At 72.1% G+C, this 15,047-nt stretch carries 11 protein-coding genes and 1 pseudogene; 10 read left to right on the plus strand and 2 right to left on the minus strand.

Annotated features, from left to right (window positions below; all coding sequences use genetic code 11):
• Positions 1-139: 139 nt before the first annotated feature.
• Positions 140-1,159, minus strand: a complete 1,020-nt coding sequence (locus I4J89_RS32565; protein ID WP_196417972.1) for a questin oxidase family protein — start codon at positions 1,157-1,159, stop codon at positions 140-142.
• Between the two features lie 92 nt (positions 1,160-1,251).
• On the opposite strand from I4J89_RS32565, the pseudogene I4J89_RS32570 reads away from it, so the two are divergent.
• The 4 genes and pseudogenes from I4J89_RS32570 to I4J89_RS32585 form a co-directional block, all read left to right on the plus strand.
• Positions 1,252-1,812 (plus strand): annotated as a pseudogene (locus I4J89_RS32570) (helix-turn-helix domain-containing protein); the annotation flags it as partial.
• A 131-nt stretch (positions 1,813-1,943) separates the two neighbouring features.
• Positions 1,944-3,209: an MFS transporter gene (locus tag I4J89_RS32575; protein ID WP_196417974.1), complete on the plus strand. Its 1,266-nt coding sequence runs from the start codon at positions 1,944-1,946 to the stop codon at positions 3,207-3,209.
• Positions 3,210-3,225: 16 nt separating this feature from the next.
• Positions 3,226-3,444 (plus strand): hypothetical protein, encoded by a 219-nt coding sequence (locus tag I4J89_RS32580; protein ID WP_196417975.1) that lies wholly within the window; start codon positions 3,226-3,228, stop codon positions 3,442-3,444.
• A 154-nt stretch (positions 3,445-3,598) separates the two neighbouring features.
• A complete protein-coding gene (locus I4J89_RS32585) occupies positions 3,599-5,203 on the plus strand; it encodes a replication-associated recombination protein A (RefSeq protein ID WP_196417976.1) in 1,605 nt (534 codons plus the stop codon).
• A gap of 1,712 nt (positions 5,204-6,915) precedes the next feature.
• Here the strand turns inward: I4J89_RS32585 and I4J89_RS32590 are convergent.
• Positions 6,916-8,262 carry a hypothetical protein gene (locus I4J89_RS32590; RefSeq protein ID WP_196417977.1) on the minus strand — a complete coding sequence of 449 codons (1,347 nt, stop codon included), beginning with the start codon at positions 8,260-8,262 and terminating at the stop codon, positions 6,916-6,918.
• Positions 8,263-8,943: 681 nt separating this feature from the next.
• On the opposite strand from I4J89_RS32590, the gene I4J89_RS32595 reads away from it, so the two are divergent.
• From I4J89_RS32595 to mltG, 6 genes are all read left to right on the plus strand, one after another.
• Entirely contained in the window at positions 8,944-9,651 is a 708-nt protein-coding gene (locus I4J89_RS32595) for a hypothetical protein (RefSeq protein ID WP_196417978.1), read from the plus strand.
• A gap of 79 nt (positions 9,652-9,730) precedes the next feature.
• Complete coding sequence (locus I4J89_RS32600) at positions 9,731-10,180, plus strand: DUF948 domain-containing protein (RefSeq protein ID WP_196417979.1); 450 nt, start codon at positions 9,731-9,733, stop codon at positions 10,178-10,180.
• A 39-nt stretch (positions 10,181-10,219) separates the two neighbouring features.
• Positions 10,220-10,510 (plus strand): hypothetical protein, encoded by a 291-nt coding sequence (locus I4J89_RS32605; RefSeq protein WP_196417980.1) that lies wholly within the window; start codon positions 10,220-10,222, stop codon positions 10,508-10,510.
• A complete protein-coding gene (alaS, locus tag I4J89_RS32610; RefSeq protein WP_196417981.1) occupies positions 10,507-13,188 on the plus strand; it encodes an alanine--tRNA ligase in 2,682 nt (893 codons plus the stop codon). The genes I4J89_RS32605 and alaS overlap by 4 nt, the downstream gene beginning before the upstream one ends.
• Before the next feature lie 153 nt (positions 13,189-13,341).
• Entirely contained in the window at positions 13,342-13,803 is a 462-nt protein-coding gene (gene ruvX, locus I4J89_RS32615; RefSeq protein WP_309238567.1) for a Holliday junction resolvase RuvX, read from the plus strand.
• Positions 13,804-14,976 carry an endolytic transglycosylase MltG gene (mltG, locus tag I4J89_RS32620; RefSeq protein WP_196417982.1) on the plus strand — a complete coding sequence of 391 codons (1,173 nt, stop codon included), beginning with the start codon at positions 13,804-13,806 and terminating at the stop codon, positions 14,974-14,976.
• The last annotated feature ends 71 nt before the right edge of the window (positions 14,977-15,047 follow it).

Raw genomic sequence — 15,047 nt, forward strand, 5'->3', positions numbered from 1 at the left:
GGTACGCGGATCGGCCGTCACCGAAAACCACCCCGTCCCCGCTCTCCCTGAGCGACCGCCGGCAACACCGGGCCGCAGCGCCGGCGCCGGGAAACGGCACCGGGCGCCGCGGCCGGTGAGCATTCAGCGTTCAGCTCGACTACTCCGGGGCCGTGATGAGGGTCGTGGCATGACCAGCCGCGGCGAGCAGGGCCGGGTCCGCGGTGACCTGCCACGCCTCGATCGCGGCGTCGGCGAACTTGATGGCGTGCGCGTCACCGGAGACCGTCGCCTGGTCGAAGACGTCGGCCGCGGAGGCGACCAGATCGGCGCCCGCCGGTTCCGGCACCGCGGGGCTGTATGCGGCCGTCACCGCCGCCGATGCGGCCCACGCGGCGGCGAGACTCGGCCCGGCGAGTTCTGCCGGGAGAGCCGGTAGCGAGCGCAGCACGGCCGCCGGTGCCGTCGTGGCATGCACCAGCATGACCGGGCTGCCATAGCCGAACCGCCGGTGCCGCAGGACGGCCGCCGCGACGATCGCCCGGAGCCGATCCGGCGCCGGCCCGGTTCCGGGGATCGCGCCGGTCGTCTCCGGCCAGCCGGGCAGGCCGGCGAGCTGGGCGAGCCGGTTCCGGATCCCGGACCGCTGATCCGGCACCCGGGGTACGGCGTCGAGCGCCGCCCGGGGATCACCGGCCGGGTACCGCCCACGCCCGGGCGGAGCGAGCGGCTGCCATCGGGCCGCCCAGTAGGCGAGTCCCTGCCCGAGCTCGGCGACCCGCTCCGGGGTTTCCTGCTCGAGCAGAGCCCGGACCGCGTGCCCGACCCGGATGACGCCGTGGGTGGCTCCGGCGGCGATACCCGGCAGGAGCCGCGGCCACCATGTGGCGAGCACGTCCCGCCACGGTTCGGCTCGCAGCGCCCGGTCGAAGAAGGCGATCCAGTCCCCGGTGCGTACCGGATCGCCGAGCGGGTCGCGCCATTCGTCGTCCGGGATCGGGCTGATGCCCCTCGGGGTCTCTTCGAGCTGGTCGCGGTAGCCGTCGATCCACCGGTGCACCCGGTCCGCGCGTCCGTGCCGGACCAGTGCCTCGACGGCCATCGGCGCGTGGTTCGAGAGCCAGCCGGTTCGTTCCGGGCCGGTGTCGCGGAGCCGGTGCAGCGCTTCGTCGAGAGTCATGTCCCGACTGTGCGACCTCAACCTCGGTTCACCTCAAGACCGGCTATGCACAAATACTTTGCAAAGAAGTTGTGCATAGATATTGTGGACACATGGCGGACGAACTTAGTCAGGTGCACCTCACTGGGCGGCAGATCCGGGTGCTTGCGCATCCGCTGCGGGTCCGGTTGCTGGGTCGGCTGCGAGGCGAGGGGCCGGCGACCGCGACCGGGCTGGCCGGGGTGCTCGGCACCAACACCGGCGCGACGAGCTACCACCTGCGGCAGCTCGCGGAGGCCGGTCTCGTCGTCGAGGAGGAGCGCTCCGGCGCGGGACGGCAGCGCTGGTGGCGGGCCGCGCACGACATGTCGAGCTGGCGCCGCAGCTATTACCTGGACGACCCGGACGCGACAGCCGCCGCCGAGTGGCTGGAGGCGTTCCAGGTCAACCGGTTCGTGGAGCTGGCCGAGCAGTGGCGGCGCGGCCTGCCGGACGAGCCGGCCGAGTGGCGGGACACCGGCGAGCTCTCCGACTACCTGCTCCACATGGATCCGGACCAGGTCCGTGCCCTGATGGGCGACATCGAGCAACTGGTCGAGACGCACGTGGCGGCGGCGAAGGCGGCCCCACGACCGGGCGCCCGGCACGTCGCGCTCTACCTGGCAGCGCTCCCAAAGCACCCGGACGACGCCCACCTTCCGCCGCGCCCGCAGGACGACGCGATGCGCCCGGACGACGACGTGCCGCGCCCTGAGGACGATGCGGCGCGCCCGGAGGGCGGCCCGGCGCCGGCCGAGGAGGACTGATGACCGTCGAGCAAGCGCGCTTCCGCTATCTGCTGCTGGCCGGCCTCCGCTGGTTCCCGGTCGGCCTGCTCATCCCGGTGATGATGCTGCTGCCGCTCGAGCGTGGCCTCACCATCGCCCAGGTCGGCGCGGTCGCCGCCATCCAGGGGATCACCGTCCTCTTCCTGGAGCTGCCGACCGGCGGCCTCTCCGACGCGGTCGGCCGCCGGCCGGTGCTGCTCATCGCCGGCGTGGTCAACCTGGCCTCGGTGGGACTGTGGCTGGTCGCCGACTCGGTGCCGATCTTCGCGCTGGTCTACCTGCTCCAGGGCATCTATCGGGCGCTGGACTCCGGGCCCCTCGAGGCCTGGTATGTCGATCATGCCCTGGCCGCCGACCCGGAAGCCGACATCGAGGGTGGCCTCAGCCGCAGCGGCGTGGTGATCGGACTGTCCATCGCCGGGGCGGCCCTGGCCAGCGGGGGCTTGGTGTGGCTCGGTCCGATCGGGCCGGTGAGCGCTTTGACCGTACCGGTCATGGTTGCCCTGGTTCTCAGCTTGATCAGCACCGTGGCGGTGGCGCTGCTGATGACCGAGGAGCGCCCAGCTCGCGGCATCGCGGCCTTGGCCGCATCGGTTCGGGGCGTGCCGGCGGCGATCGGCGCCGCGCTGGGTCTGGCACGCCGCTCCCGCGTGGTGTTCGCGCTGATCATGGTGGAGTTCTTCTGGAGCTTCGGCATGGTCACGTTCGAGAAGCTGATGCCGGTCCGGCTCAGCGAGGTGATGGCCGATCCGGGCGCGGCCGGCGCGCTGCTCGGGCCGGTCAACTCGGTGGGGTGGGCGGCGTCGGCGGGCGGCGCCGCGCTGGTGCCGCTGCTCGCCAAGCGGCTCGGGCCGGGATGGACCGGTTTCACGCTGAAGATCGTGCACGCCGTGACGATCGTCGGCATGGGCCTGCTCGCCGGGCCGGCCGGGGTGATCGGAGCGTTCCTGCTCTGCTACGCGATGCACGGCGCGGCCGACCCGGTGCACGCCGGGATGCTGCACCGGTTGGCCGAGGGGGAGTTCCGGACCAGTCTGCTGTCGCTGAACTCGATGGTCGGCCAGCCCGGTTTCGCGCTCGGCGCGATCGTGCTGACCGTGGTGGCGGCTCAGGCCGGCACGCCGGCCGCGATCGTGACCGGTGCGATCGTGCTAGCCGCAGCGGCGCCGCTCTATCTGATGAAGCCGAAGGTGGAGTTTCGGGAGCACTCCCAAGCGGGTATCAGCGGGTCACTGGCTCTCTGATCCCCCGGAGGAACCGATGCTTGCCATCGCCGCAGCTGTCGTTTTCGGTGTCTGGCTTCTGGCCGACCTGTTGGACACCCAATTCGGAGCACCCGACCTGTTCAACTTCCCCACGCTCGCCTCGCTCGGCCTGCTGCTCCTCTCGCTCTACCTGGCCGGCGTCGGCAGCGGCCCGCGGGCGGGCACCGGTTCCTCCGGTCGCCGGTTCTACGGCCGCCGCCCGGGCCGCGGCTGACCCCTGAACTTTCCAGGTTGCCAGGGCCGCACGGCCGGGTGCCACGACGAAAAAGTTCACTGCGTGACCCCGCCTGTCCTCTGCGTGAGGGCAGGCGGGAGCGCTTCCAGCCGCGTTTCGGATCATCCTCGCTTGGCCGGTACTGTCGATTGCGATGGAAACGGACGGGCTCTTCTCACTCGCGCAACCGGACGTGCGGTCCGCGGCACCGACCGGTGCCGGCCCCGCCGGATTCGCCGCGCCCGCCGCCGACGCCCCGCTGCCGGTCCGGATGCGTCCCGCCAGCCTCGACGAGCTGGTCGGCCAGGAGCATCTGCTCGCACCGGGCGCGCCGCTGCGCCAGCTGGTCACCGGTTCCAGCCCGATGTCGGTGATCCTCTGGGGTCCGCCCGGCACCGGCAAGACCACCATCGCGCACCTGGTCGCGCATGCCACGGACCGCAAGTTCGTCGCGATGTCCGCCCTGAGCGCGGGCGTCAAGGACGTGCGCGCGGTGATCGACACCGCCCGCCGCGAGCGCCGCTACGGCGGGCCGCCGACCGTGCTCTTCATCGATGAGGTGCACCGCTTCAGCAAGACCCAGCAGGACTCGCTGCTCGCGGCGGTCGAGGACCGGACCGTCACGCTGCTCGCGGCGACCACCGAGAACCCGTACTTCTCGGTCATCTCGCCCCTGCTCTCCCGCTGCGTGCTGCTCACGCTTCAGGCGCTCGACTCCGACGACGTGCGCGGTCTGATCCGGCGCGCGATCACCGACGAGCGCGGCCTGGGCGGCGCAGTCACCCTTTCCGACGAGGCAGAAGACCATTTGGTACGCCTCGCGTCCGGCGACGTCCGCAAAGCCCTGACCGCGCTGGAGGCGGCAGCGGGGTCCGCGCTCGCCCAGGGCGTCAAGGAGATCGACCTAGCCACCGCGGAACGGGCGGTCGACGTGGCGGCCGTCCGCTACGACCGGGACGGCGACGCGCACTACGACGTGACCAGCGCGTTCATCAAGAGCATGCGAGGCAGTGACCCGGACGCGGCGCTGCACTACCTGGCCCGGATGCTGGTCGCCGGCGAGGATCCGCGGTTCATCGCCCGGCGCATCGTCATCTTCGCGAGCGAGGACGTCGGCATGGCCGACCCGCAGGCGCTGCTCGTGGCCACCGCGGCGGCCGAGGCCGTGCAGCTGATCGGCCTGCCCGAGGCGCAGCTCAACCTGGCCCAGGCCGTGGTGCACATGGCCACCGCGCCCAAGTCCAACAGCGTGACCACCGCGCTCGGCGCCGCGATGGCGGACGTGCGGGCCGGTCGCGGCGGGGCGGTTCCGGCGCACCTGCGGGACGCCCACTATCCGGGCTCGCGTGGCCTGGGGCACGGCCGTGGCTACCGCTACCCGCACGACGATCCGCGCGGCGTGGTCCGCCAGCAGTACGCGCCGGATGATCTCGTCGGCACGGATTACTATCGGCCGACCGATCACGGCGCCGAACGCGCCGTCGGGGAACGCGTGCCGCGGCTCCGCCGGATCGTTCGCGGCCTCGGAGCCGTAACTCCAGCCGTGACCAGGTCGGTTACCGCTTCGGCGGGTACGCCGGACCGCGCGGCGGGTGGTGCTCAGGCCGAGGATGCGTCACAGTCTTCGGCGGACTCCGTTTCGGACGTGATCGCGGAGAGTCCGGGCGTCGTGACGGATGGTGTCGCCCCGGTTGCCGCCGAGGGTGACGAGAAGCGGACAGACGACAGCGGCGCGAGCGCCGGGGAGGAACAGCCGTGAAAGCGCGGGGTGCCGATCGGCCCGACGACGACGCCGGCAAGAAGGGTCGTCGCTTCGGCCGTGGCCGGCCCGAGCAGCCGGTCGTCCCCGAGGAGATCCCGCAGGAGGAGACCGGCTGGCTCGACGACCTCCGTACGGCGAAGCACGACCGCTCCGCGATCGGCCCCGGCATGTCCCCCGGCGAAGGCCGCACCAGCAAGTCCGGACGGGTCGCGCCCGGCCCGGATGACGCCCCCGACGACGACCTCTCCCTTCCCGGGGAAGAGTTCTCTCGCGGCGGCGCTCCCGGCTGGCAGGACGGCTCGGGCGAGCACGCCACCGGCGCCTGGCAGAACCCGCCGGGCCAGCGGTCCGGCCCGGTGGTGCCGGGCCAGGGCCGATCCGGCCCGATCCAGCAGCCCGGCCCTGGTCGGCCGCCGGTTTCCGGTGTTGTGCCGCCTGGTTCGTCGCAGCAGTCCGTACCTGGTCGGCCCCCGGTTTCTGGTGTTGTGCCGCCCGGTCCGGCCCAGCAGTCCGTTCCTGGTCGGCCGCCGGTTCCTGGTGCTGTGCCGCCTGGTCCGGCCCAGCGATCCGGCCCTCCGGCGCCGTCCGGGCGACGTTCCGGTCCGGTAGGCCCGGCTCCGGTGTCGCCGGGCGCGCGCTCCGGCCCGATCCCACCCGGCCAGCCGGGTCAGCCGGCGATCGTGCCTGGTCAGCCCTCAGTTCCGGTGTCGCCTGGTCAGCCCGGAGCCAGTCGTTTCGGCCCGGGTCAGCCTGGTCCTGGTCAGCCCGGTCGTGGCCAGCTTGGTCCTGGTCAGCCTGGTCCTGGTCAGCTTGGTCCTGGTCAGCGGTCGGTTCCGGTGGCTCCCGGGGCAGCTCCGCCCGGAGGTCGCCCCGGCCGGCCCGGTTCGGTCCCGCCGGAGCGGGAGCCGGGCAACGGTCCGCGACAGGCCGGACCGCACGGTCGGCGGCCACCCGGTCAGGTCCCGGGCGAGGCGCCGGGCATTCCCGGTCAGATGCCGCGCGGCGTACCCGAGCAGATGCCGCGTGGCGGATCGGGCCTCCAGATGCCGCCCGGCGTGCCCGAGCAGATGCCGCGCGGTGCGTCCGCTGCGGGTCAGCCGCCGGCCGGACAGGCACCGGGAAACACCCTGCCAGGCGCGCGCCGCGGTGGCCCGCCTCCGCAGTCCGCCCGTCCGCCGGCCACGCCCGAACCCGGGCAGGGGCGGCGACAGTTCGACGCTGAGCCCGGTGGTCCGGGCGCGGCGTTCAGCGGTCCGCCCTCTGGTGCGGCGCCCGTTCCGCTCTCGGGCAATGCCCCCGAGATCCCGCCGTCCCGCGGTGCGGCGCCCAGCGTGCGCCCTACCTCGCCCAGCGTTCGCCCGACTTCCCCGGGCGTGCGGCCGATGTCTCCGGCCGGGCCCGCTCGGGATCGGTTCCGTCCGGTGGACCCCATCTCTCCCGGCCGTCCTGGCGCGGATCCGTCCGGTCCGTTGCCGCGCGGCTATGACGAGGCGCATCAATCCGGCGCCATCCCGAGCGGCTTCGATCTTCTCGGTAAGCCGGGTGGGTTTGACCAGTCAGGTCCGATTCCGAGGACGCCGGGCGCGGCTTCGGGCGGGTTTGATCAGTCGGGTCCGATCCGGAGGACACCGGGCGCGGCTTCGGGCGGGTTTGATCAGTCGGGTCCGATCCGGAGGACACCGGGCGCGGCCTCGGGTGAATTTGACCAGTCAGGTCCGATTCCAAGAACGCCAGGTGCGGCTTCGGGCGGGTTGAACCCGTCGGGTCCGGTCTCCGGCATCCCGGGTGCCGGGGAGGAACGCTCCGGGCGGTCCCGTGGCCGCCGGGCCCGCGCCGAGCAGAGCGACGCCCCCGGCGAGTCGACCGGCCGGCACGGCCGTGCCGGACACGCCGCGCCCGCCGAGGACACCGGACACCGGGCGGGACACGCCGCCCCGCCGGTCTCGGGCGACCAGCGCGCCGGGCGCCACGGAGTCCCGGACGGCCCGCGCGGCGGCGCCGAAACGGGCGCGCACGGGCTGAATCGGCCTGGCAGCGAGACCGGGGCGCATGGTTTGAATCGGCCTGGCAGCGAGACCGGGGCGCACAGTGCCGGGCGGTCTGGCGGCGAGCCGCGCGGCAGGCGACGGGCGGCCGAACCCGAGGGCGGCGGGCACCCGGGTGCTCCGGAACAGCCGGGCGGGCCTGCCGGCGTGCCCGGACCCAGGCGGATCGGCCCCGGCGACGGGCGGCCGATCCGGGCCGCGGCCGCGGTTGTCCCACCGGTCGTTCCCGGGCGCCAGGGTGCGCGTACCCCGGCGGTGCCCGGACGGGCCGGCGCGATGGCCGACAGCACCTCCGGTGTGATTCAGCGGCCCGGTACCGGCCGGGTGGACCGAGGCACCGGAGTCCCGCCGCAGGCGGACCAGGAACGAGGCGCGGCCGTGCCCGGACAGCCCGGCCCCGGCCGCCGTGCGGCCCGGCCGGACGGCCCGGGTGGGCCCCGATCGGCCGAGCAATTCACCGAGACCACCGGCGCGCACGGCGATGGCCGGCCGGACGGATTCGGGCAGCCGTCGCGCAACATCGACGAGCAGGGCCGGCGGCGCGCGGCCGGTGCGGCCCGAGCGGGTGCCGCCGTGCCCGGCCGTGCCGCGGTCGTGCCCGATAATGATCAGACGATGCCCGGCCGTGGGCCGGGCGGTTCCGCGCGCCCGATCTCCGGAGCGCCGGGACGAGCCGGGGCCGGCCCGGACGGCGGTTCCGCAGCGGCGATGGGCGCGGGCGCCCCGGGGTTCGTCCCTGGGCGCGGTACCGAACCCAGCCACGCGCGGGGTGCGGCAGTGCCGGGTCAGGGACTGCCGGTCCGGAGCGGTGAGCCGGGTTCCCCACGAGGCGCGGCAGCCCGGGGTCAGGGCGCGGCGGGCCGCGGTGGCGAGCGGGGTTTGGCAGCTCCGGGCCAGGGCGTGCCGGGCGATGAGCCGGGTCCCGGGCGGAGTGCGGTAGCGCCGGGATCGGGTGCGCCGGGCCGTGGTGGTGAGCCGGGTTCCGCGCGGGGCGCGGTGGTGCCCGGTCATAGCGCACCGGTTCGGGGCGGTGAGCCAGGTGCCGGGCGGGGTGCGGTAGCACCGGGGTCGGGTGCGCCGGGCCGCGGCACCGAGCCGAGCCCCGCACGCGGCGGTGCGATGCCGCCGGGACAAGACATGCCGGGACCGGGCGCGCCGGGACACGGCGCTCCCGGCCGGGAACCGATGGGTTCGGGACGTGCGGCGGTCGGAGCGGCGCGTGCCGGTGCGGCCGTGCCCGGCCGGGCACCGGCCGGCCCGGACGCCGGGCCCGTTCAGGGCATGGGTGCCGGTCCGGACAGCGGCCCGGTGCGTGGCCGTGGCAAGGCCGGGCGCACCGCGGCGGGCTCCGACAGCGGTGCTCCTCAAGGGCTCGCCGAAGGAGTCACCTCAGCGGGCCGCGGTGCCGGCCGCGCCGGAGTGGCGCCGGCCGACGCCCCTGGTCAAGGCGCGCCGGGACGCGCGGCAGCTCCTGGTCAAGGCGCACCGGGGCGCGCGGCAGCTCCTGGTCAAGGCGCGCCGGGGCGCGCGGCAGCCCCAAGCCAAAGCGCGCCGGGGCGCGCGTCGGTCAGCTCGGACACACTGCCCTCCGGCGCGATCGGCGCCGCCGCGGCACCCGGCCACGCGGCCGGCGGCCCGGACAGCGGGCCGTCACGGGCACTGGGCGCGGGCGTGCCGGGCCGGGTCGGACCGGTGGACGACCTGCTGCCCGAGCCTCGTGAGGGGCGCGAAGGCGGTCTGCGCGGCGCCGGCGCCGAGCTGCGGCAGCGGATGCGTACCGAGCGGCAGATGCGCCAGGTGACGCTGATCTCGCTGGCCGCGCTGGTGCTGCTGGTGCTGCCCGCCTTCTTCGGGATCCGGGCCCTGAGCAGCGACCCGGTCTTCTCCTCCCTGGACGACCTGGAAGTGCCGTCCTGGGCCGCCACCAAGGTCGAGGACCAGGGCAGCGGTAGCCGCTGGTGCCTGCTGGAATGCCGGTTCCGGGAGCGGATCGCCGAGTCCGACCAGCCGTTCAAGGAGACCTCACAGGCGTACGCGAAGGCGCTCACCGACGCCGGCTGGACGCAGTGGCAGGTCGCCGACTGCCCGGAGACGCCGATCAACCCGGAAGAGGGCACCTACAGCTGCTGGCGGCATGACGAGTTCACTCTGGACCTGTACGTGAGCCTGCCCGGCTGCGCGGTGGAACAGGCCACGCCGGAGGCGGGGACCGAGGAGGCCGTGGAGGGCGCGGCCGCCGCCGAGGAGTGCGTCGGATCGACGGTCAACATCAAGGTGCAGAACACGATCTCGGATCAGCGGGGTAAGACCGATCAGGCTCCCGGCCCCGTCGGAGTGACTCCGGACCCGACGTTGCCGGCTGACTCACCCCTCTTGGAGCCGACACCCGAGGCGTCGTGACGCGCGCGGTGGTCACGGACGGTAGGGTCTGCTAGTTGTCCCGCCGAACCCGTGACCACCCGAAGAGGAGACGCGCTACATGGACGCCGGAGAAATCGCAGGTCTGATCGCGGCGGGCGCCTTCCTGATGCTCGTGCTCGTGCTCGCCGTGCCGATCCTCAAGCTGGGCCGCACCGTGGACGCCACCACCCGGGCGATCAACGACGTGGTGGACCGCACCGGCCCGCTGCTCACCAACGTGAACACCACGGTGGAGAACGTGAACACCGCTCTGGGCCAGGTCCAGGTCTCTTTGGACGGCGTGAACGTGCAGCTCGCCAAGGTGGACACGATGACCGAGCACGCCCAGAACATCACGGCCAACGTCGCGAATCTGGTCACCGTCGTCTCCGCCGCCGCGGCCAACCCGCTGGTCAAGGTCGCCTCGTTCGGGTACGGCCTGCGTAAGGCCGCCGCCGCGCGCCGGCACGCCGAGGACGAGCGTGAGGTTCGTGCCTCCCTGAAGCAGCGCCGCAAGGCCGCCCGCTAAGCCACCCGTCGATATCGAAACGCGAAAGGGAACGCCGCCATGAAGCGCCTGCTCTGGCTCGGCGTCGGCCTGGCCGTCGGCGCCATCGTCGTCCGCAAGCTCAACCAGAAGGCCAACGAGTTCACTCCTAGCGGGATCGCCACCTCGCTGTCGGAATCCGCTGGCGGCCTCGTCGAATCGCTGCGTAGCTTCGTGGAAGACGTCCGCGACGGCATGGCCGAGCGGGAGCAGCAGATCCACGAGGCGTTCGCCGCCGGGGAGCTGTACGAGGACAAGTTCGCCGAGCTTCGTGAGGACGCGGGGCCCGGCTCGCAGGAGGGAATTCGATGAAGACGGCGGAAGTGAAGCGGCGCTATCTGGCGCATTTCGAGGCGAACGGGCACACGGTGGTCCCGAGTGCCCCGCTGCCGGCCATCGACGACCCGAACCTGCTGTTCATCAACGCCGGCATGGTGCAGTTCGTGCCGTACTTCCTGGGCCAGCAGACCCCCGCGTTCAAGCGGGCGGTCAGCGTGCAGAAGTGCATCCGTACGCCGGACATCGACGAGGTCGGCAAGACCAGCCGGCACGGCACGTTCTTCCAGATGAACGGCAACTTCTCGTTCGGCGACTACTTCAAGGCGGGCGCGATCCCGCTGGCGTGGGAGCTGTCCACGAAGCCGGTCGAGCAGGGTGGTTTCGGCCTGGACCCGGAGCGGATCTGGGCGACCGTCTACCTCGACGACGACGAGGCCATCGAGATCTGGAAGCAGACCGGCATGCCGGCCGAGCGGATCGTGCGCCGCGGCAAGAAGGACAACTTCTGGTCGATGGGCATCCCGGGCCCGGCCGGCCCGTGTTCCGAGCTGTATTACGACCGTGGCCCGGAGTACGGCAAGGAGGGCGGCCCGGAGGTCGACGAGGACCGGTACCTGGAGTACTGGAACCTGGTCTTCATGCAGTACGAGATCAACAACGTGAAGTCGAAGGAGGACTTCACGATCGTCGGTGAGCTGCCGAAGCAGAACATCGACACCGGCATGGGCCTGGAGCGCATCGCCTCGATCCTGCAGGGCGTCGACAACCTGTACGAGATCGACGAGGTCCGCCCGATCCTGGCGCGCGCCGCGGAGATGACCGGCAAGCAGTACGGCGTGCGCTCCGGTCACGCGGCGAACCAGTCGCACCCGGACGACGTACGCCTGCGGGTGATCGCCGACCACGTGCGGACCGCGCTGATGCTGATCGGCGATGGTGTGGTGCCGTCCAACGAGGGCCGCGGTTACGTGCTGCGCCGGATCATGCGCCGGGCGATCCGGGCGATCCGCCTGCTCGGCTGGCAGGAGCCGGCGCTGCCGATCCTGTTGCCGATCGCGCGTGACTGCATGTCCCCGTCGTACCCGGAGCTGGCGAAGGAGTTCGGCCGGATCTCCTCGTACGCGTACGCGGAGGAGGACTCGTTCCTGTCCACGCTGCGGGCGGGCACCACGATCCTGGACACCGCGATCACCGAGACCAAGAAGTCGGGCGGCAAGCAGCTCTCCGGTTCGCAGGCGTTCAAGCTGCACGACACGTACGGCTTCCCGATCGACCTGACCCTGGAGATCGCGCAGGAGCAGGGCCTCCAGGTCGACCAGGACGGCTTCCGCCGGCTCATGAAGGAGCAGCAGGCGGCCGCGAAGGCGGACGCGGCGGCGCGCAAGACCGGTCACGCGGACCTGAGCGCCTACCGGAGCGCTCTGGACGCGGGCGGCCCGGTCGAGTTCACCGGTTACCAGGAGGTCACCCGGGAGTCCCGGGTGCGTGCCCTGATCGGCGACAAGGGCCGGGTCGAGGTGGCCGGCGAGGGCGAGTTCGTCGAGCTGGTGCTGGACACCACCCCGTTCTACGCCGAGGGCGGTGGCCAGCAGGCGGACACCGGTCTGATCAACGTGGGCGGCGGCCGGCTCGAGGTCGTCGACGTGCAGCAGCCGATCCCCGGTCTGATCGTGCACCGGGCGCGGGTCGTGCAGGGCGAGGTGCGTACCGGTGAGAGTGGTCTTGCCGAGATCGACATCGACCGCCGCAAGGCGATCTCGCGGTCGCACACCGCGACCCACCTGGTGCACCAGACCATGCGGAACTTCCTCGGCGAGTCGGCGACCCAGGCGGGTTCGCTGAACGCGCCGGGCCGGCTGCGGTTCGACTTCCACACCCCGGGCGCGGTCAACCCGTCGGTGCTGTTCGACGTCGAGCAGCAGATCAACGAGGTGCTGCTGCGTGACCTCGAGGTGCACGCGTTCATCACCTCCCAGGACGAGGCGCGCCGGCTCGGCGCGATGGCGCTGTTCGGTGAGAAGTACGGCGATGAGGTCCGCGTGGTTGAGGTCGGTGACTACGCGCGTGAACTCTGCGGCGGTACGCACGTGGCCCGCTCCGGTCAGCTCGGCCTCGTGAAGATCCTCACCGAGTCGTCGATCGGTTCCGGTGTCCGCCGGGTCGAGGCGCTCGTCGGCATCGACGCGTTCGGCTTCCTGGCGAAGGAGCACCTGCTGGTGTCCCGGCTCGCCGAGATGTTCCGGGTGCCCGGTGACCAGGTCGCGGACCGGGTCGAGCAGACCGTCACGGCGCTGCGCGACGCGGAGAAGGAGCTGGAGAAGCTGCGGGCGCAGATGGTGCTCGGCGGCGCCGGCGCCCTCGCGGACCAGGCGAAGGACCTGCGCGGTGTGGCGTACGTGGGCACCGAAGCGCCGGAGGGCGCGGCCGGCAACGACGTGCGCACCCTCGCGCAGGAGATCCGCGGCAAGATCGACGCGGCCCGCCCGGCGGTGGTCGCGGTGGTCTCCCGGGCCAACGGCAAGGCGTCGCTGATCGTGGCGCTGAACGGCGCGGCGAAGAGCCGCGGCCTGTCCGCGGCGGACCTGGTGAAGGGCGCGCTGTCCGGCCGGGGCGGCGGCAACGCCGACCTGGCGCAGGGCGGCGGCGTGCCGGCGGCGGAGGCGCCGCGCCTGCTCGCCGCGGTCGAGCAGGCGGTCGGAGACGCCGCCTGACGGTTGATCTCCGCATCGGGCCCGTCACTATTGGTGACGGGCCCGATGTCTGTTCACAGCGGTTACGCGCTTTTGAGCAGGCGTGGGGGTGATCATTGAGCGTGCTTCGACTACTCTTCGCGTCGGATCTTGATGGGACGGGAGGCGCGTGGCGTGACGCAGGGCTTCACTCGGGGCGTACGCCTGGGCGTGGACGTGGGCCAGGTGCGGATCGGGGTCGCCAGGTGCGACCCGGACGGCATCCTGGCCAGTCCGGTGGCGACCGTGCCCCGGGACCGGGAGACCGGCGAGGACGGCACGCCGAAGGACATGGTGGAGCTGGCCCGGCTGGCGGCCGAGTACGAGGCGGTCGAGATCGTGGTCGGCCTCCCGGTGGACCTGAGCGGGCGCGAGGGCGTGGCGGCCGGTCACATCCGGGCGTACGTGCGGCGGCTGGCCGCGCTGGTCGACCCGCTGCCGGTGGTGCTCTCCGACGAGCGCATGTCCACCGTGGTCGCCACCCGGCGGCTGGCCGAGCGCGGTGTCCGTGGCAAACGTCAGCGTGCGGTCGTCGATCAGGCGGCCGCTGTCGAGATCCTGCAGAGCTGGCTGAACGCGCGGCGGAGGCAGGAGTAGTTGAGCGACGAAGAAGTGGGATTCGCGTTCGATACGGGCGTGGACCCCGCCCGGTGGCGACATCGCAAACCCGAGGGGAAGGGCCGAGCTGTTCTCGCCTTCGCCGTGGTTCTGCTGCTCTTCGGCGTGCTGGGCGGCGGCGCCTGGTACGGCTACCAGCGGTTCTTCTCCGCCGAGGACTACGCCGGCCCGGGCACGGGTGAGGCCATCGTCGAGGTCGGCGAAGGCGACAGCGCGACCGACATCGCCAACAGCCTGGTCAAGGCCGGTGTGGTGAAGAGCGCCGCGGCCTTTGTCGACGCTGCAAAGGACAATACCGACAGTAAGAACATTCAAGTCGGATCGTACATCCTTCGCAAGGAGATGAAGGCCGACGACGCGCTGATCATGTTGCTGGACTTGAAGAACAAGAACATCAACAAGGTCACCCTGCCCGAGGGCCTCACCTACCAGCAGGTCTACGACCGCCTGTCCAAGGCGTCCGGGATACCGGTGGCCGAGTTCGAGGCGGCCGGCAAGGCGCCGCAGAAGCTCGGGGTGCCGGCCCTGTGGTTCAAGCGCACCGACGGCAAGAAGGTCGACAAGACCAACATCGAGGGCTTCCTGTACCCGGCGACGTACGAGCTCCCCAAGGGCGCCACCGCCACCGACATCCTCAAGCTCCTCGTCGGCAACTTCAACGCCGAGATGGCCGAGCTGAAGTTCGCCGAGACGGTGACCGCCAAGCTGAAGATCTCGCCGTACGAGGCGCTGGTGGCCGCTTCGATCGCCCAGGTCGAGGCGCTGCTGGACGAGGACATGGCCCCGGTGGCCCGGGTGCTCTACAACCGCGCCTACACCGGCAACTTTCCCTGCGAATGCCTCCAGTTGGACAGTACGGTCAACTACTGGCTGCGGATCACCGGCAAGGAGGCGAAGTCCTCCGATCAGCTGCTCGAGTCGGAATTGCATGACCCGGACAATCCCTACCGTTACAACGCCAAGGGGATGACGATCGGTCCGATCAGCAATCCCGGCGACGTGGCGCTCAAGGGCGCGATGAACCCGCCGAAGAGCAAGAACTACTTCTTCGTGACGGTCAATGAGAAGGGCGCCATGGCGTACGGCGAGACCTACGACGACCACAAAAAGAACATTCAGGAGGCCTGCAAGAACGGCATCCCGATCTGTTGACGGCGTTTCGTACGTATCCCCGATGCGTTGACCAGATTGCGCCACAACGCAGAGTTACCGGCGAACGATCA

This window comes from Actinoplanes aureus, assembly GCF_015704865.1.
GTDB classification, from domain to species: domain Bacteria; phylum Actinomycetota; class Actinomycetes; order Mycobacteriales; family Micromonosporaceae; genus Actinoplanes; species Actinoplanes aureus.